Annotated in this window: 18 protein-coding genes, 2 tRNA genes and 1 pseudogene; 9 read left to right on the plus strand and 12 right to left on the minus strand. The window is 41.8% G+C overall.

Annotated features, from left to right (window positions below; genetic code table 11):
• Positions 1-7: 7 nt before the first annotated feature.
• On the minus strand, positions 8-1,090 hold the full coding sequence (proB, locus tag KTR07_RS22440) for a glutamate 5-kinase (RefSeq protein WP_011108944.1): 1,083 nt from the start codon (positions 1,088-1,090) through the stop codon (positions 8-10).
• Between the two features lie 105 nt (positions 1,091-1,195).
• Between proB and KTR07_RS22445 the strand changes: the two genes are divergently transcribed.
• The gene (locus tag KTR07_RS22445) at positions 1,196-2,347 is read left to right on the plus strand and encodes a pyridoxal phosphate-dependent aminotransferase (RefSeq protein WP_113747941.1); all 1,152 of its coding nucleotides are present in this window, start codon (positions 1,196-1,198) and stop codon (positions 2,345-2,347) included.
• Here KTR07_RS22445 and KTR07_RS22450 read toward each other — a convergent pair.
• From KTR07_RS22450 to ribD, 8 genes are all read right to left on the minus strand, one after another.
• Positions 2,316-2,549, minus strand: coding sequence for a DUF2007-related protein (locus KTR07_RS22450; RefSeq protein ID WP_008766993.1), 234 nt, complete (start codon positions 2,547-2,549; stop codon positions 2,316-2,318). The genes KTR07_RS22445 and KTR07_RS22450 overlap by 32 nt on opposite strands.
• 73 nt (positions 2,550-2,622) lie before the next feature.
• Complete coding sequence (murI, locus tag KTR07_RS22455) at positions 2,623-3,465, minus strand: glutamate racemase (protein WP_008766992.1); 843 nt, start codon at positions 3,463-3,465, stop codon at positions 2,623-2,625.
• Between the two features lie 106 nt (positions 3,466-3,571).
• Positions 3,572-4,087, minus strand: coding sequence for an OmpH family outer membrane protein (locus tag KTR07_RS22460; RefSeq protein WP_008762659.1), 516 nt, complete (start codon positions 4,085-4,087; stop codon positions 3,572-3,574).
• 55 nt (positions 4,088-4,142) lie between these two features.
• The gene (locus KTR07_RS22465) at positions 4,143-4,658 is read right to left on the minus strand and encodes an OmpH family outer membrane protein (protein ID WP_008766991.1); all 516 of its coding nucleotides are present in this window, start codon (positions 4,656-4,658) and stop codon (positions 4,143-4,145) included.
• 23 nt (positions 4,659-4,681) lie between these two features.
• Entirely contained in the window at positions 4,682-7,339 is a 2,658-nt protein-coding gene (locus KTR07_RS22470; protein WP_113747907.1) for an outer membrane protein assembly factor, read from the minus strand.
• 30 nt (positions 7,340-7,369) lie between these two features.
• Entirely contained in the window at positions 7,370-8,104 is a 735-nt protein-coding gene (locus tag KTR07_RS22475; RefSeq protein ID WP_113747908.1) for an isoprenyl transferase, read from the minus strand.
• A gap of 36 nt (positions 8,105-8,140) precedes the next feature.
• A complete protein-coding gene (locus tag KTR07_RS22480; RefSeq protein WP_117860408.1) occupies positions 8,141-9,622 on the minus strand; it encodes a DUF6242 domain-containing protein in 1,482 nt (493 codons plus the stop codon).
• Positions 9,623-9,764: 142 nt separating this feature from the next.
• A complete protein-coding gene (gene ribD / locus KTR07_RS22485) occupies positions 9,765-10,802 on the minus strand; it encodes a bifunctional diaminohydroxyphosphoribosylaminopyrimidine deaminase/5-amino-6-(5-phosphoribosylamino)uracil reductase RibD (RefSeq protein ID WP_165938074.1) in 1,038 nt (345 codons plus the stop codon).
• Positions 10,803-10,855: 53 nt separating this feature from the next.
• Between ribD and prmC the strand changes: the two genes are divergently transcribed.
• The 8 genes and pseudogenes from prmC to KTR07_RS22525 all read left to right on the plus strand — a co-directional run.
• Positions 10,856-11,692: a peptide chain release factor N(5)-glutamine methyltransferase gene (gene prmC, locus KTR07_RS22490; RefSeq protein ID WP_113747910.1), complete on the plus strand. Its 837-nt coding sequence runs from the start codon at positions 10,856-10,858 to the stop codon at positions 11,690-11,692.
• Positions 11,689-12,171, plus strand: a complete 483-nt coding sequence (locus KTR07_RS22495) for a regulatory protein RecX (RefSeq protein ID WP_008762666.1) — start codon at positions 11,689-11,691, stop codon at positions 12,169-12,171. The genes prmC and KTR07_RS22495 overlap by 4 nt, the downstream gene beginning before the upstream one ends.
• A 77-nt stretch (positions 12,172-12,248) precedes the next feature.
• Positions 12,249-12,887, plus strand: coding sequence for an orotate phosphoribosyltransferase (pyrE, locus tag KTR07_RS22500; protein WP_008762667.1), 639 nt, complete (start codon positions 12,249-12,251; stop codon positions 12,885-12,887).
• A gap of 97 nt (positions 12,888-12,984) precedes the next feature.
• Positions 12,985-13,395, plus strand: coding sequence for an SRPBCC family protein (locus tag KTR07_RS22505; RefSeq protein ID WP_008762668.1), 411 nt, complete (start codon positions 12,985-12,987; stop codon positions 13,393-13,395).
• A 94-nt stretch (positions 13,396-13,489) separates the two neighbouring features.
• Positions 13,490-14,830: an argininosuccinate lyase gene (gene argH, locus KTR07_RS22510; RefSeq protein WP_008766984.1), complete on the plus strand. Its 1,341-nt coding sequence runs from the start codon at positions 13,490-13,492 to the stop codon at positions 14,828-14,830.
• An 80-nt stretch (positions 14,831-14,910) separates the two neighbouring features.
• Positions 14,911-14,983: transfer RNA gene (locus KTR07_RS22515), tRNA-Gly, on the plus strand.
• Positions 14,984-14,997: 14 nt separating this feature from the next.
• Positions 14,998-15,081 (plus strand) — tRNA-Leu (locus KTR07_RS22520).
• A 522-nt stretch (positions 15,082-15,603) separates the two neighbouring features.
• Positions 15,604-16,815, plus strand: a pseudogene (locus tag KTR07_RS22525) (NAD(P)/FAD-dependent oxidoreductase); the annotation flags it as partial.
• Between the two features lie 148 nt (positions 16,816-16,963).
• On the opposite strand, the gene KTR07_RS22530 reads toward KTR07_RS22525, so the two are convergent.
• From KTR07_RS22530 to KTR07_RS22540, 3 genes are all read right to left on the minus strand, one after another.
• Positions 16,964-17,170 (minus strand): hypothetical protein, encoded by a 207-nt coding sequence (locus tag KTR07_RS22530; protein WP_008766982.1) that lies wholly within the window; start codon positions 17,168-17,170, stop codon positions 16,964-16,966.
• A 53-nt stretch (positions 17,171-17,223) separates the two neighbouring features.
• Positions 17,224-17,514 carry a hypothetical protein gene (locus KTR07_RS22535; protein WP_008766981.1) on the minus strand — a complete coding sequence of 97 codons (291 nt, stop codon included), beginning with the start codon at positions 17,512-17,514 and terminating at the stop codon, positions 17,224-17,226.
• 297 nt (positions 17,515-17,811) lie between these two features.
• Positions 17,812-18,108, minus strand: coding sequence for a YtxH domain-containing protein (locus tag KTR07_RS22540; RefSeq protein ID WP_008762673.1), 297 nt, complete (start codon positions 18,106-18,108; stop codon positions 17,812-17,814).
• Positions 18,109-18,292: the final 184 nt, after the last annotated feature.

The following is an 18,292-nucleotide window of genomic DNA, read 5'->3' on the forward strand; positions in this document are numbered from 1 at the left end:
ATATTTTTTATTCGATATACAGATAGTCGTAATGTACTACAGGCTTTTTGCCATGTTTGCCCATTGCTTCCCTGGCCTGTGCGGAATCGCAGTTCGCTTTTCCTACACCAACCTGATTGCCCAGGAAGTCCATGATGCGTACAATATCGTCCTTCTCAAATTCGCCTTCGATGTGGGTGATTCCGACCGGAAGAATGCTGGCTGCCTTCTCCGAACTGAGTATATCCGTGGCACATTCGTTAATATGAATTTCCCCTTTGGCGAATCCTTCGCTGTGGGCAATCCATTTCTTTACACTGGATACCGCCTCGGTGGAAGGGATAAAGCGCGTGCAAACCGTATCGTCCGGTTGTTGCAACAAGTCTACGAGAATATTATCCCGTTTTCCGTTGGCGATAATGACTGTAATCCCTTCGTCGGCTACCTTGCGGGCGATATTCGTTTTCGTCAGCATACCGCCACGACCGAAACTCGATTTGGTAGCCTGGATATAGTTGGATAAATCCTTTCCATGCTCGATCTCCCGAATGACAGCGGAGGCAGGATCGGAGGGTGAACCGTTGTAGATTCCGTCTATGTTACTCAGGATAATCAATGCCTGCGCATCCATCATGGAAGCGATCAGTCCGGAAAGCTCGTCATTGTCCGTGAACATAAGCTCGCTGACCGAAATCGTATCATTCTCATTGACGATGGGGATGACGCCGTTTTCGAGCATCACCGTCATACAGTTCTTCTGATTCAGATAATGGCGGCGGGTACTGAAGTTCTCTTTGGTAGTCAGTACCTGACCTACCGCAATGCCGTGTTCACGGAAAAGCTCATAGTAGCGGTTTATTAATTTAGCCTGTCCTACGGCGGAGAATAACTGGCGCTGGTCTACACTGTCGAGCTTTTTCTGCGGGTGTATCTCGCTGCGTCCCGAAGCAACAGCTCCCGAAGAAATAAGAATGATCTCTACTCCGGATTTATTTAATTCTGCTATCTGGTCAACGAGTGCCGACATACGGGTGACGTCCAATGTACCGTCACGGCGTGCCAATACGTTACTGCCTACTTTTACTGCTATTCGTGTAAACTCTTGTTTCATCCTTACTAACGATTTGAAAGCACAAATATAGAGCTTTTTGTCGATATGTTACAAAAACAGGCTGAAAAGAATTATCTTTGCAGCCTGACAGATAAAAGAAAAACAATGAAACATACGAATCCCCAAGTAGAACAAATGACCTCCTTTATCGTGATGGATGTATTGGAGCGTGCAAATGAATTACAGAAACAAGGTGTGGACGTTATCCACCTGGAAGTCGGTGAGCCGGACTTTGACGTTCCGGCTTGTGTGGCGGAAGCTGCTAAGGCTGCCTACGACCGGCACCTCACACATTATACTCACTCTTTGGGGGATCCGGAGTTGCGTCGTGAAATAGCCGCTTTTTATCAGCGTGAATATGGAGTCACTGTCGATCCGGATTGTATTGTCGTCACTTCCGGCTCTTCTCCGTCTATCCTTCTGGTCTTGATGTTGCTTTGTAACTCGGACAGTGAAGTGATTCTCTCCAATCCGGGGTATGCGTGTTATCGTAACTTCGTTTTGGCCGCTCAGGCAAAACCTGTCTTGGTGCCTCTGTCCGAAGAGAATGGTTTGCAATATGATATAGAAGCGATCCGTAAGTGCGTTACTCCGCATACGGCTGGTATTTTTATTAATTCGCCGATGAATCCGACGGGTATGTTGCTGGATGAGAGTTTCCTGAAAAGTGTGGCATCTTTAGGTGTTCCTATTATTTCGGATGAGATTTATCACGGACTTGTATACGAAGGATGTGCGCATAGTATTCTGGAATATACGGATAAGGCTTTTGTCCTGAACGGATTTTCCAAACGATTTGCGATGACAGGGTTGCGTTTAGGTTATCTGATAGCACCGAAATCCTGTATGCGTTCTTTGCAGAAGTTGCAGCAGAATCTGTTTATCTGTGCGTCCAGCATCGCCCAGCAAGCGGGGATTGCCGCATTACGGCAGGCTGACTCGGATGTGGAACGGATGAAGCAGATCTATGATGAACGCCGCCGGTATATGATCAGTCGTCTTCGGGAAATGGGATTCGAGATCAAAGTTGAGCCTCAGGGTGCCTTTTATATTTTCGCTGATGCACGTAAGTTCACTACCGACTCTTATCGCTTTGCATTCGATGTTCTCGAAAATGCGCATGTCGGCATCACTCCCGGTATAGACTTTGGAACGGGAGGCGAAGGATATGTCCGTTTCTCCTATGCGAATTCGCTGGAGAGTATCCGGGAAGGACTGGACCGTATCAGTCAGTATCTTTCTCGTTGCGGCTTCTGATCAGTTCAGTAGCGGCTTCGTACTGGTCTTCAGTGACCAGAACAGATACAGATGGAGCAATATAGGGGGCTAATGTCCCCATGATACCATCTTTAATGACGCAGCGGATGTCATTACTTTCCAACAATCCCTTGATAATTTCTGCTTCCCATGGAGAACCGGAGAATACTTCTATGGCCCTGCTATAATCTTCTTCTTTCATAATCTTATGCTATTTGAGGTTATGTATACAAATATAACAAAAAAGAAGGAAAGATTGATCTGCTTTCCCATATTTATTCGAGAGAAATTCTTTTTACGTCGATTTGCTGGTTCAGGAAGGAAGAGGCCGATTCGACAAACTTCTCTTCCGCTTCTGTGGTGTAAAACAGACAACTGCCGTTTTGGGTACATTTAGCATTCATCTCCGGATGTCTGCTCAGGTAGTCCTTCAGACTTTCGGCTACATATTCTCCTTGTGCGACAATGCGGATATGCTTCGGAGTGTATTTTTGTATCTTAGGGAGCAAGATAGGATAATGCGTACAGCCCAGAATCATCGTGTCAATTTCAGGATCTTTGGATAGCAACTGGTCAATGTATTTCCGGATGAAATAATCGGCCCCTTCGTTCTGTGATTCATTATTTTCCACTAGCGGTACCCACATGGGGCATGCTATTCCGCTCACTTGAATATCCGGGAATAGCTTATGTATCTCTAATGGATACGATTCGGACTTGATGGTACCTGCTGTTGCCAGTACTCCGATATGACGGCTTTGAGTAATGTCGCCTATACACTCAACGGTAGGGCGGATAACTCCGAGTACACGGCGTTCAGGGTCAATGCCGGGCAAGTCATTCATTTGTATGCTGCGCAATGCTTTGGCAGAGGCTGTATTGCAGGCCAAGATAACGAGATGACATCCCATTTCAAACAATTTATTGACTGCCTGCAAAGTGAATTCGTATACGATTTCAAAAGAACGTGTGCCGTAAGGAGTGCGTGCATTGTCTCCCAGATAGATATAATCATATTCCGGCAGCGCCTCTCTTATCTTGTTGAGGATAGTCAGCCCACCGTATCCGGAATCGAAAACTCCGATTGGCCCGGGTGTATGAGATAGATGTTGCTTCATGACGAGTGCGATTTTATATACGCAAAGTTACATGAAAAAAGGGAAAGAGAAAGAAGTATGATCTTCTTTTCTCTTTCCCTTTCGGTATTTTATAGCTTATAGCTTCTTATTTGATGCCGAGCTGTGTCTTTACCTTAGGAGTCAGATTAATACTTTGTGACTCATTAACGTAAGCAACCGGTGTTCTTGCAAGGTCGAAGATGTAGATTACGCCTTCGGCAGCACCTACAGCTTTAATTGCGTCGTCCAACTTTTTGTAGATAGGAGCCATTGCGTCAGCCTGAGCTTTTTGCATCTGCTGTTGAGCTTCCTGTTGGAACTGCTCTTGTCTTTGCATCATATCCTGCAGTTCTTTTTGTCTTCTCTCAGCGATGTTAGCAGGAAGAGAGTCCTTAGCGATAGCTTGCTGGAATTCCTGATATTTCTTGTTGAATTCTTCCTGAGTTCTTTGTAATTCGCTGGTCAGTTGTTTGTCTAGTGCTTCAATATCAGATTGTGCCTTAGCAAATTCAGGCATTGCTGAAACGATTTCTTGGGCATTAATATGACCGAATTTCAGATTTTGTGCAAATACACCCATTGGGAGTGCAAGCATCAATACAAGTGCAATTTTTTTTAGCATAGTTCTATAATTTATTTGAATGATTTTTAGTTATTTTCGATGCAAATGTATGAAATTAATTTGAATATCCTAATTTTCTCAGCACTTCATCACTAATATCAATACGTGGATTGGCAAAAATGATGCCTGCAGCAGAGGCTCTGTCGAGTACAAGGTCGTATCCGTGTAGTTGCGACAGTTCCTTTACAGCACCATATATTTCATCCTGAATAGGATTAATCAGCTTCTCCTGCATCTTAGCCAATTCGCCTTCCGGACCGAAGTATTTGCGCTTCAGTTCGGCAGCGGATTTCTCTTTCGCTACAATTTCATCTTCCTTCTTAGTCTTCTGAGCCGCAGAGAGAGTAGAGGACTGAGCTTGATAGTCCTGGAACATCTTCTGTGCTTCCTTGGCAATTACCTCCACTTCGCTTTGATATTTCTTCGTAGCTTCCTGCAATTGCTCATTAGCGCTTTGATATGCCGGAATATTTTTCAGAATATATTCCGTATCGATCAATGCAAATTTTTGTGCACTAGCTGCCATACTGATGGCAAACAGTAACATAATGGATAGAACAGACTTTCTCATGACGTTTAGTTTTTAGTTTTATATTAGAATTCTTGTCCTAAGATAAAGTGGAACTGGCTGCCGCCGTATTCCTTACTACCATTTATCTTGTCGAAACCGTAACCCCAGTCGATACCCATCATACCAATCATTGGTAAGAAGATACGAACACCGACACCTGCAGAACGTTTCAAATCAAACGGATTGAATTTTGAGATATCATGCCATGCGTTACCAGCCTCCAAGAAACCTAACACATAAATGTTAGTACTTGTTTCCAGCATCAACGGATATCTTAATTCGATGCCGAGGCGTGCATAAGCATACCCTTCTTTTCCATATGGTGTCAATGAACTGTTTTCATAACCACGCAATGCAATACTTTCTGTTGCATAACTTGAGTAACCAGTCATACCGTCACCACCTACGTCGAATGTACCGAATGGCGATTTCTTATATTTGTTATAGTGCCCTAACAACCCAAATTCTGTACGTGTCATCAATACCAGACACTTAGGATGTGCGATATAATCCATCAACGGAGTATATGTTTTGGCTTTAAATTTCCATTTGTGGTATTCAACCCATCTATGAAGTTTATTCATATTATCTTGGGTAATACCCCTATCATCTGTTGGATCGTAGAAATAACCTTTATAGTCTTTACCATCAAACAATGAGTACGGAGGAGTAAGCTGAACTGACAGCGAGAAGTCCGAACCTGTACGTGGGAAGATCGGGTTGTCAATAGAGTTACGTGCCAAAGTCAGTGAAAGGCTGAGGTCATTACATTTACCGTTGGTTACCGGGAAATACTGCCAGTCTTTCAGGTTGTAGCGTTGGTAAGCTAGCTCTGCAGACAAAGTAAAGTAGTCATCCGGCCATTTCAGACGCTTACCCCAACCTAGAGAAAGTCCCCACATCTTGATAGACTTGTCGGGGTCATAGTAGTTCTCATAGTTGTTGTAATTGCCATAGTTGTACATACCATAGCCACCATAACCGCTATACATACTATTGTAATAGTTGTTGAAATAGCTCGAGTTGTAGTAACGGCTGCTGATGTCAGTCTGAACTGAGAAGAAAGCCGATACGGAAAGTGAGTTCGGGCGTTTACCTCCAAACCAAGGATCGAAGAATGAGATACTATATGACTGATAGTATTTAGCATTCGTCTGACCGCTGATGGTCAATGTCTGTCCGTCACCTTGCGGCAGGATACCACGGTAGTTTTCACCCGGACGCAGCAAGTTGGCAACAGAGAAGTTGGTAAATTTCAGACTCAGCTTACCGATGATACCTGTTTGTCCCCAACCGGCAGAGAATTCTACCTGGTCATTGGCTTTAGATGTCAAAGGCAGACCTATATCAACTGTTCCGTTTACAGGGTCCGGCTGAATATCCGGCTGCAGTTTTTCAGGGTCAAAGTGTCCCATCTGCTGGATTTCACGTAATGAACGCATCAGGTCATCCTTGCTGAACAGCTGTCCCGGACGAATACGAAGCTCACGACGAACTACGTTTTCATACAGACGGTCGTTACCGCTGATGTTGATCTTGTTAATCGTAGCCTGACGGCCTTCATAGATTCTCATTTCGAGGTCGATGGAGTCACCGACGATATTTACTTCTACCGGATCAAGATTGTAGAACAAATAACCGTTATTGTAATATAAGTTACCGATTGCGTCGTCATCTGTAGAGGTACGTTCTCCCAGCAACTTCTGGTTGTAAACATCACCCTTCTTCATGCGGAGCAGGAAGTTCAGCTGTTCCGAAGGATACAGTGTGTTACCTACCCATGTTACATTACGAAGGTAATATTTCTGACCTTCGTCTATATCCATATATACATCTACCGTCTTTTCGTCGTATTGTGCTACACTGTCCTTTACGATCATTGCATCACGATATCCCAGCTCGTTATACTTATCTATGATCAGCTGCTTATCTGCTTCAAAGTTTTCCGGAACAAATTTCTTGGTGCGGAACAGATTCAGAAGTTTGCCTTTTTCATTGGTCTTCTTCATTACTTTCTTCAGCTTGGATGTTTTGATGGCCGAGTTTCCGGTGATATGGATAGCGTGCACTTTAATCTTTTCCTTCTTGTCGATATCAATGTCAACAATCACCTGATTTTCGTTAGATGGATCGTCCTTTTGCGCGATAATCACTTCTGCATTCTTAAAGCCTTTATCGTCAAAATAACGTTTGATCAATGTCTTTGCACGGTCAACGGTATTCGGAGTGATCTGCATACCTTTTACCATACCCAGTTTGCTTTCAAGGTCTGTACGTTCTGACTTCTTCACACCATGATAGCGTACATCCGCAATACGGGGACGTTGTGTCAGACTGATTTTTAACCAAATCTTGTTGCCTTCTATCTTTTCGGCAGTAATCTGTACGTTAGAGAACAAACCATGTTTCCAGTAGCGCTTGATTGCTCCGGTAATCTCATCACCCGGCACGGTAATCGTCTGTCCAACGGACAGTCCGGATAATCCGATTAACACATAGTCTTCATAATTCTTCACGCCTTCAACCTTGATGTCTGCTATCTCATACTTTTTAGGCGTTCCTGAGTATAAGATGACTGGCTTAGAGTCTTCGTCAGTGTTGGTATTCTGCGTAAAGCCCGTGGCTGCAAAGCAGAACAGGCCGATAAACGTTACGAATATAAAGGAAATACGATAATGCATTTATGTTATAATTTGAAGTTTCGAATTATGTTAGCTGATTTGTTCACTCGTTTTGCCGAACCGGCGCTCTCTTTGCTGATACTCATAAATGGCTTTACAGAATTCTTCTTTATCGAAGTCCGGCCAGAATGTATCACAAAAATAAAGCTCCGAATAAGCACATTGCCATAGCAGGTAGTTGCTTAGTCGGATTTCTCCTCCCGTGCGGATCAGTAAATCCGGATCGGGCATAAAGTTTGTGGTCAGATGAGCAGTTATGTATTCATCTGTTATTTGTTCGGGAGATATTTCTCCCGTTTTTGCAAGCGTTGCAATCTGTCGGACTGCTTCAGTCATTTCCCAGCGGGAAGAGTAGCTGAGTGCCAGTACCAGGCAGGTTCCTGTATTATTAGCTGTGTGTTCTATACATCTTGACAGACCTTCCTGCACTTCTACAGGTAATTTCTTAATATCACCAATAATGCGGAAACGAATATTGTTCTTCATCAACGTTTCTTCTTCGATAGAATCCAGCAATAGATTCATTAAAGCTGCTACTTCTTCCTGCGGACGATTCCAATTCTCGGTGGAGAAAGTATATAAAGTCAGATATTTAACCCCCAGACGTGCAGCATCCTCGATAATTTTATGTACCGTTTCTGCGCCTGCATGGTGACCGTAAGTTCGTTCTTTTCCCCGCTGTTTAGCCCATCTCCCATTCCCATCCATAATGATGGCTATGTGCTGGGGAATCCGATTTTTGTCTATTTTCTCTATATAGGACATGTTTTGATTATAAGGTTCGTATTTAACTACTTCTTATTACTGTATTAGAAATCCGAGTTTATTAACTCTACCACGCCAGATTTTGTCAATACCTTGACCACCTACCATCCATATATAATGGTTTCTGTCAACTACCATCGTGTAGTTTGCTTCTTTTCCCTTGAAGCTGAACTCGGAATAAGGATATTGTATTACTCCTCCTTCAAGTTTCACCGGAGGAAGAATTCCGGGAAGCATGAACATTCTGTCTACCCCTTTCCATACAAGTAATGTCGGGGAGGTATAGAATTTCTGGAATCCCTTAGCATCATCTTTAGTTTCTTTTCCACAAATGTAAAATGCGTCGTTATAATGTATAATAGACGGGTCTACTAATTTCGGACAGTTGTTATTTGATGGAATCTCCATTGGAATCCAGGCTTTGCCATCTTCTGAAGCCCAAACGACTGTAGCTGTGTCTTTTTTTGAATCTAATCCTTGAGTATTACCCACAACGATTGCATTCAATGTTCCGCTTTCAGTTGCATATACATCGGCTGACAGATTGTTTGTCGGGAACTCAGCAGGAACTACTTCTGTGCTTGTCGTTATATTCCAACCAGTCTCCTTCTGTTCTGCAAAGCTAAAGTATTTCTTGTTATCTTTCTCGATTACGCTGGCTATACCGTTAACGTTTTTATGATTACTGCCATCACTATTAGAGAAACTGGTGATCAAATTAGTAACTGTCGCTCCATCTGGAGTGAGGACATTATCTTCTGTCCAAGTCAAGCCGTCATTGGAATTATATATTTTCTTATTTTCTGTGAGTAAATACAACTTGTCTGCAAAGCGGATAATAGATGTAACGTCAGCACCTTCAGGAAGGTCGGCATTCTTTGAATCCCAACTTTGACCATAGTTCAAACGATCACTAGGAGAGCCTGCCGGTATCGTCGTACTATATACTTTATCACTATTTTGGGTAAACAGTAAAATGTTGTCCCCTAGCGTCACAAGCTTCTGTTTTTGTGCAGTAATTCCTGCTGGATTCTCAGCTATAGGTTTATCTCCCCAACTGAGTGAATCGGGAACCATCGTATGCATCCGTATATTAACTTTATACTCATTCTGAACCTCCATATTCGGTGCCCATACCTTCAGTACCAGAAAGTTGTTTTTCTCGGTTGCATTTACATACTTAGTCAGGTCAATAGAGTCGTTAATATTAACGATTGAATCCTGATCGTTCTGATCTTTCATCGTCACGATACCGGATGCTGTTGTCAGCGTCTTGATCAGAATACTATTAATGATCGTGTCAGCATTGACAGGCAGTGAATCCACATTATATATTAAACGACTAACTTGGTCAATTGTGAATTTATAGTTTACCCCATAACCTATAGTGTCAAGTTCAAATGCGCGTATAGTCGCATCCGGACTATAATTGACTTCGTTATCATTGTCAAGGCAAGACGTAATAACGAATGACACCATGAAAAAACTCGCAATGATTGATAAAAACTTTATTCTCATTTGAAAGATTGTGTTTATTTACAAGTTGCAAAAATAGGAACATTTTTTCCGATATAGAACATTAAGGGGAAGTTTTATATAAAATTATAGATAATAACGCTGTTTTTATCGACGTAGAACCCCTTGAATAGAACTATTTTAGCTATTTCTCGAAAACATAATGCCAAATCTGTCTGTCGAAGTGTTTTTCAGTCGAATAACTAAAATTATCGCTTATTTCAGGTGCTTTAACACCGGAATTCAGCTTGCACGGACATTTCTCAATATATACTTCATCCCATAGTTCGGCATCAATAAATGATTGGAGCAGCTGACTTCCTCCCTCTACCAGTAAGGACTGTATTTTTTGTTGATATAGCACTTTCATGATCTGTGGCAGAATATCCTGTGTGAATTCAATCGTGCGGTATGTGACGTTCTTCTTGTCCGGATGTTTTTCTGCTGTAAATACGATGGTGGGTACTTCTCCGTCAAACAGACGCAGGCTGTGGGGAAGAGACAATGCACGGTCCAAAACGATGCGTACCGGATTCCGGCCGTACCAGTTGCGGACTGTCAGCGACGGATTGTCCAACAATGCTGTCCGCCTGCCTACCATGATTGCATCAGTTTCCGCTCTCTTTTTATGTACAAGCATGGAAGTAAGAGGGGAGGACAGTACTACGGGATTGCCGTCTGTTCGTTCTACATCAATGAAATGATCAGCCGATTCTGCCCATTTTAGTGTGATAAAGGGGCGGTGCAGCGTATTGAAAGTAATGAAGCGCCGGATCAGATACCTGCATTCTTTCTCCAGTACGCCTACTGTCACTTCTCTTCCGGCGTCCCGCAACTTCTGAATTCCTCGTCCGGCGACCTGTGAGAACGGGTCTTGACAGCCAATTACAATACGGGGAATCTGCTTCTCGATAATCAAGTCGGCACAAGGAGGCGTCTTTCCGTAGTGTGAGCAAGGTTCCAGGCTGACATAAATGGTGGAACGGCTTAATAAAGACTTGTCTTTGACGGAACGAATCGCGTTTACTTCGGCATGCGCCTCTCCGCAGCGGATGTGATATCCTTCGCCGATAATACGTCCGTCACATACGATAACGGCTCCTACCATCGGGTTCGGAGCAACATTGCACAGTCCGTTTTTTGCCAGCTCAATGCAACGTCTCATGTATTTTTCTTCTTCCATTTTGGTGCTCTTCGCTATATTATTCTTACTTTTGCACTCCGAAATCGTAAAATATGAACCGCATCACTACTTACATCCGTCAGTCACTACAGGATATTTATCCGCCGGAAGAGGTCAAAGCTCTTTCGATGTTGATCTGTTGCGACATGTTGGGGGTGGATGCGCTTGATATTTACATGGGCAAAGATATAATTTTATCTGCATGCAAACAGCGTGAATTAGAAAACATTATATTCCGTTTGCAGAAAAATGAGCCAATACAGTACATACGGGGATATGCTGAGTTCTGTGGAAGGAACTTCCGGGTAGCTCCCGGCGTGCTGATCCCTCGTCCGGAGACGGCCGAACTGGTGGCCCTGATTGTGAAGGAGAATCCGGATGCACGTCGCCTATTAGATATAGGTACGGGAAGCGGATGTATCGCCATCTCTTTGGATAAAAATCTGCCGGATGCGAAAGTGGATGCCTGGGACATTTCGGAAGAAGCGTTGGCTATTGCCCGTAAAAATAATGAAGAGCTGGATGCTCAGGTCACCTTCCGTCGACAGGATGTTTTTTCTGCTGACGGAATGCAAGGGACATCTTACGATATAATTGTCAGTAATCCGCCCTACGTGACGGAAACTGAAAAAACAGAGATGGAGGCCAATGTACTTGACTGGGAGCCGGGACTTGCCCTGTTTGTTCCCGATGAAGACCCTCTGCGTTTCTATCGCCAGATTGCGGAACTGGGACGAAAACTACTCCGTCCGGGCGGCAAACTCTATTTTGAAATCAATCAGGCATACGGACAAGACATGATACGCATGATAGAAATGAACCAATATCGGGACGTTCGTGTTATAAAAGACATATTTGGAAAAGATAGAATACTTACAGCTAACCGATGAGTGCACAATTAACAGATGAAGAGGCGTTGAATCGTGTTGCCTCTTATTGCTCCGCTGCAGAACATTGCCGGGCAGAAGTAAATGAGAAATTACAGCGTTGGGGAATAGCCTATGAGACCATAGCGCGTATCCTTGAACGGCTGGAAACCGAAAAGTATATTGATGACGAGCGCTATTGCCGTGCTTTTGTGAACGATAAGTTTCGTTTTGCCAAATGGGGTAAGATGAAAATCGCACAGGGACTCTACATGAAGAAGATTCCTTCCGATGTGGCATGGCGTCATCTGAACGAAATTGATGAAGAGGAATATCTCTCCATCCTGCGTGACTTGCTGGCTTCCAAACGGAAAAGCATTCATGCGAAAGATGATTATGAACTGAACGGAAAACTGATGCGATTTGCGGTGAGCCGTGGTTTTGAACTCAAAGATATACGCCGTTGTATCGAAATTCCGGAGGAAGAGGAACAATTCAGTTAAAAAATAAACGGATTCTTCTTTCTATTCTCGTTCAATTTCTGTACTTTTGCGGCAAATAATTAATAGTTAGTTTAGTTATGAAAAACTTAGAGAGACTATTTGCGGAGAAACTTTTGAAGATTAAGGCTATTAAACTTCAACCCGCTAACCCTTTTACATGGGCTTCTGGATGGAAATCCCCCTTTTACTGTGACAACCGTAAAACTCTGTCCTATCCTTCTCTTCGTAATTTTGTGAAGATTGAAATTACACGTCTGATATTGGAACGATTCGGACAGGTGGATGCGATTGCAGGTGTGGCTACAGGTGCTATCCCGCAGGGAGCATTAGTGGCTGACGCGTTGAATCTGCCGTTCGTGTATGTTCGTTCTACCCCGAAAGACCACGGATTGGAAAACCTGATTGAAGGAGAACTTCGTCCGGGTATGAAAGTCGTAGTGGTTGAAGATTTGATTTCTACAGGTGGTAGTAGTTTGAAGGCTGTGGAAGCAATTCGTCGCGATGGTTGTGAAGTGATCGGTATGGTAGCTGCTTATACGTATGGTTTTCCCGTTGCTGAGGAAGCATTCAAGAATGCCAAAGTACCTTTGGTGACGTTGACCAATTACGAAGCAGTGCTTGATGTAGCACTTCGTACCGGTTATATCGAAGAAGAAGATATTGCGACATTGAACGATTGGCGTAAAGACCCGGCTCATTGGGATGCAGGGAAATAATATTGTATTATTTGATCGGAAATTTTAGTAAGAAAGAACCATTCGGACAATATCTGTTCGGATAGTTCTTTCTTTGATTTTATACGAATAAAGAATTATGGCTAATTTTGAAAGTAGTGTAAAGGTAATACCTTACAGTCAGGAACGTGTGTATGCCAAGCTATCGGACTTGAGCAATCTGGAATCGGTAAAAGACCGTTTACCGGAAGATAAAATACAGGACTTGAGTTTTGATTCGGATACACTGAGCTTTAGCGTTTCGCCTATCGGCCAGCTGACCTTGCAGATTGTTGAGCGTGAACCTTGCAAATGTATTAAACTGGCAACTACCAACTCTCCGCTACCTTTTAATATGTGGATTCAGCTAGTTTCAACAGCAGAGGAAGAGTGCAAGTTGAAAGTGACTATCAGTATGGATATCAATCCGTTTATGAAAGCGATGGTACAGAAACCTCTTCAGGATGGTCTGGAGAAGATGGTTGAGATGCTGTCGATGATTAACTATTAAACAGGTAATAAGTAATAAATAATAGGTAATACCCGCGGAGTATCAACGTAACTACGATTATTACTTACTACTTATTACCTAATACTTAAATATTATGGCGCAGAAACTTTGGGAAAAATCCGTGCAGGTAAATAAAGACATCGAACGTTTTACGGTGGGACGTGATCGTGAGATGGATCTTTATCTGGCTAAACATGATGTACTCGGTTCTATGGCTCATATTACGATGCTCGAAAGTATCGGTCTGTTGACCAAGGAAGAACTGGAACAGTTGTTGGCTGAGTTGAAGACTATTTATGCTTCGGTCGAAAGAGGTGAGTTTATAATAGAAGAAGGAGTAGAGGATGTGCATTCGCAGGTAGAATTGATGCTGACCCGCCGTTTGGGAGATGTCGGTAAGAAGATTCACAGTGGTCGTTCACGGAATGATCAGGTTTTGCTGGACCTCAAACTCTTTACCCGTACACAGATTCGCGAGATCGCGGAAGCGGTGGAACAACTCTTTCATGTGTTGATTCTTCAGAGTGAGCGATATAAAAATGTCCTGATGCCGGGATATACCCATTTGCAGATTGCGATGCCTTCATCCTTTGGATTGTGGTTCGGTGCTTATGCCGAAAGCCTGGTGGATGATATGCAGTTCCTACAAGCGGCTTTCAGGATGTGCAATCGCAATCCTTTGGGCTCTGCAGCAGGATATGGCTCCTCTTTCCCGTTGAACCGGACGATGACAACCGATTTGTTAGGTTTTGATTCGCTGAATTATAATGTCGTTTATGCACAGATGGGACGTGGCAAGTTGGAGCGTAATGTTGCTTTTGCATTGGCTACCATTGCCGGAACGATCTCCAAGCTGGCTTTTGATGCTTGTATGTTCAATAGTCAGAACTTCGGTTTCGTGAAGCTGCCGGATGATTGTACTACCGGTTCGAGCATCATGCCTCATAAGAAGAATCCGGATGTGTTCGAACTGACACGTGCTAAATGTAATAAACTGCAGTCTCTTCCTCAGCAGATAATGATGATAGCAAACAATCTGCCATCCGGTTACTTCCGTGACTTACAGATTATTAAAGAGGTTTTCCTTCCCGCTTTTCAGGAACTGAAGGACTGCTTGCAGATGACGACTTATATCATGAATGAGATTAAGGTGAATGAACATATCCTTGATGATGATAAATATCTGTTTATTTTCAGTGTCGAGGAAGTGAATCGACTGGCTCGTGAAGGTATGCCTTTCCGTGATGCGTATAAGAAAGTCGGTCTTGATATAGAAGCCGGAAAATTTACTCATGACAAACAGGTGCATCATACACACGAAGGAAGTATCGGTAATCTTTGTAATGATGAAATCTCCGCATTAATGCAACAAGTGGTCGATGGCTTCAATTTCTGTGGAATGGAGCAGGCTGAGAAAGCATTATTAGGGCGATAAAATATTTTCTGCCAAACTTTTTTGATCGAAAGTTTGGCAGAAACAAGGAAACTCATTATCTTTGCACCCGTTGAAAAAATGCGGAAATAGCTCAGTTGGTAGAGCATAACCTTGCCAAGGTTAGGGTCGCGAGTTCGAGTCTCGTTTTCCGCTCTCTTTGAAAGGATGCTCGAATGGTGGAATGGTAGACACGAAGGACTTAAAATCCTTTGGCCATTGCGGCTGTGCGGGTTCAAGTCCCGCTTCGAGTACGAGTATTCCTGATTAAAGGCTCTGTAAATCATTGATTTACGGAGCTTTTTGTGTGTTTCTACCGCCATATGCCCTGCTGATAAAGGGGCAATTACAACCTCACCGAATATATTTGATAATTATTGTCATTGAATTTATTTTTAATGTTAAAAAAGTATGTGATAGATCTACTGAGATTTAATTTCATACCTTGATATATTATTTAGATAGTATGTTGATATTTTGTTTGGTGAATACCTTCATATATGCTGGTTGTTTTACAATATTTCTTATGCATTAAATAGATGTTAAATCCAGTCTTTTCCTTCGAACTATCTTTTTTTGTGTGATGTTGTTTATTTTGAGAACGTTTTGATACAATGTAAAAGATATTGCGCAATTGAACAGGGTGAATAGTATCTTATTATAAATCGGGAGTAAACTCTTTTGGGAATGTTTTTGTGTTTTCCATGTTTTTACGTTTTTCTCCCTGCTGTAAGTGTGGAGGAGGATGCAAGGGAGTTTACATAATTCAATATATTATGGACTTACATTCAGGATTGCCCTATTGGGTTGTTAAAAATTCATTGTTAGATTACTTTCATCCCTTGGAGGATGATTTTTCAACAGATATTGTAGTTGTGGGGTCTGGTATAACGGGTGCTTTGATGGTACACGAGCTTTGTAGTGCCGGTTTAAGATGTTGCATGGTTGACAAACGAAGCATTGCAACTGGAAGTTCCATTGCAAGTACCGCTTTACTGCAATATGAAATTGATGTTCCTCTTTGTGAAATGGCAGAAATTATTGGAGAGGATAATGCTGTTTCTGCATATCGCGCATCTTTGGCATCAATTGCTGATATTGAAAAGGTATTAAAGGAAACAGGAGTAGATGCTGATTTTGAAAAACGACCAAGTCTTTTTTATGCTAGTATTCCAAAGGATATAGAATTAATTGAAAAAGAATATGTGATACGAAAGAAGCACAATTTGCCGGTTCGTTTGCTGGGAAAAGAGGAGATAAAAAAACTGTATAATATAGAGGTTCCAGGCAATGCACTGTTAAACCGAGTATCGGCGCAGATGGATGCTTACAAAGCGACTACTGGTCTTTTGCTCTACCATATGAAAAAAGATGGACTGGAAATTTTTACTCATACCGGTGTAACAGAATGTGTTGAAATGCCTGAAGGATATATTATAGAAACAGATAGAGGGCATAAAATAGAGTGTAAATATGTGATCATCGCAGCCGGATTTGAAGCAGGGAAGTTTTTATCTCGGGAAATTATGGATTTGACTTCAACTTATGCACTTGTGTCGCATCCGGTAGATTCTAAAGATTTGTGGCCTGAACAGTGTTTAATTTGGGAAACAGCTGAGCCATATTTGTATATACGGACTACAAGGGGAAATCGTATCATTGTCGGTGGTGAAGATGAAAAGTTCAGTGATCCGGAGCGCCGTGATGCGTTACTCAGAAAGAAAACTCTTGTATTAGAAAAGAAATTTAGGAGATTATTTCCAAGTATTCCTTTTAAAACAGAAATGGCGTGGTGTGGCACTTTTAGTACAACAAAAGATGGGCTACCCTTTATCGGTAATTGTCCAGATAAGGACAGGATGTTTTTTGATTTGGGATATGGTGGCAACGGCATAACCTTTAGTATGATTGGAGCACAGATTATCTGCAAGAAGTTGCAAGGTATAGATGATGAACGCGGTAGGATTTTCGGTTATGAGAGAATTGAAAATATTGGTAATTTGCAGAGAGTAAAAGTCAATAGTAACTCAAATCTCCTTCTTGAAGGAGGGAAATTTTGGGAGAGTTGCTATTGACTTTTGCTGTACTCTCCCATGTTTAGAATTATATTCATATAAATATTGCTTTCTGATGTAGCTAATATTTTTGAACTCCAGTACCCAGCCATTGCGGCATTCGTGCCTTGCCGTAGAAATAATAGAACAGCAATCCTATCCAGCTGGTAAGAACGATTAAGATAATAGCTATCAGCCGTCTTTCTATTGGTGCATGGATACGCCATATTTCCAGTGCGGCTTTGATAGTCAGTACTAATCCAACAATCCATATTACAAATCCAACCATAGCTTATTAATATGTAAGAAGTTACTATTTATAGAATGATATACGATTAAGAATCAGTCAAGTTTTTTACTTACATCTTTTTTCACTTCGTTATATCCTTCCTTGATTTCTTTCTTGGTTTTCTCTGCGCTGTTTTGAACGTCTTTTTTGGTGTCTTTCCACGCATCTTTTACGGCATCAGCACCATCTTCGATTTTATCGGATACTTTGTCCACTGCATCATTGACGTTTTCTTTCACTTTTTCAACTTGTTGTTTCGCTTTATCCTGTTCTTTTTTATTACGACAGGACGTGAAGGATATTATAGTTGTAACTACAAAAATTGCAAATAATAATTTTTTCATATTCTTTTAAATTAAAATTGTAAAGTCACTTTGAGAATAAATTGGTGGATTCTTCAGGCAGATTCCTGTCTGCCTGAAGAATGACACAAACTTAACGATTCTGAATGCCTATTTCTTTTCAGTTTTTTTGCTTGAAGTCGAAGACTTGCACTCTTTAGCTTGGGCGGTCTTTTTAGTGCCCTTTGCCTCTTCCTGTTTCTTTTCAGTTTTCTTGTTCATAATTCAAAAGTTTTAGTTAATAATTTAGGTTTATTCAGAAACACTCTAGTGTTCTTAATTGGTTTACTAGAATCTGTTTCATTTTTTTGCATCAGCAGCTATTGTATGCATTTTGCCTTTAAGGTCATCTGCCTTTTCAGCTAGGTCGAAAGTTTTGTCTGCAACTTTATCGGCTACGGCAGCACCTGTATCCAATACTTTTTCCTTTGCAGTATCTAACATTTCTTCGGCTTGCCCACTTATTTTATGAAAGGCATCACATACTTTTTTCTTTAGTTTTTTGGCTTTAGAAGTTCGTGAAAAACGATAAACGAGGGCGCCAATGACCGATCCTATACCAAGACCGAGCCATAAATCAGAAGTTCTATTTTCCATAATTAAGTTGGTTTTAGATAGTTAAAAATAGAGTTTGGTAATAAGTAAGAAACTGTATGTAAGTTAAGTTCTTAAAGTCACATACTTATTAGTGGGTTTATATGTAAATATATAGATATATAATTAGTATTTTATAAAGGAAAAATATTTTGCTTGTTGAATGGAAAAATATTTATTCATATCG

Origin of the sequence: Bacteroides sp. MSK.20.82 (assembly GCF_019052485.1) — a bacterium.
Taxonomy (GTDB): domain Bacteria; phylum Bacteroidota; class Bacteroidia; order Bacteroidales; family Bacteroidaceae; genus Bacteroides; species Bacteroides thetaiotaomicron.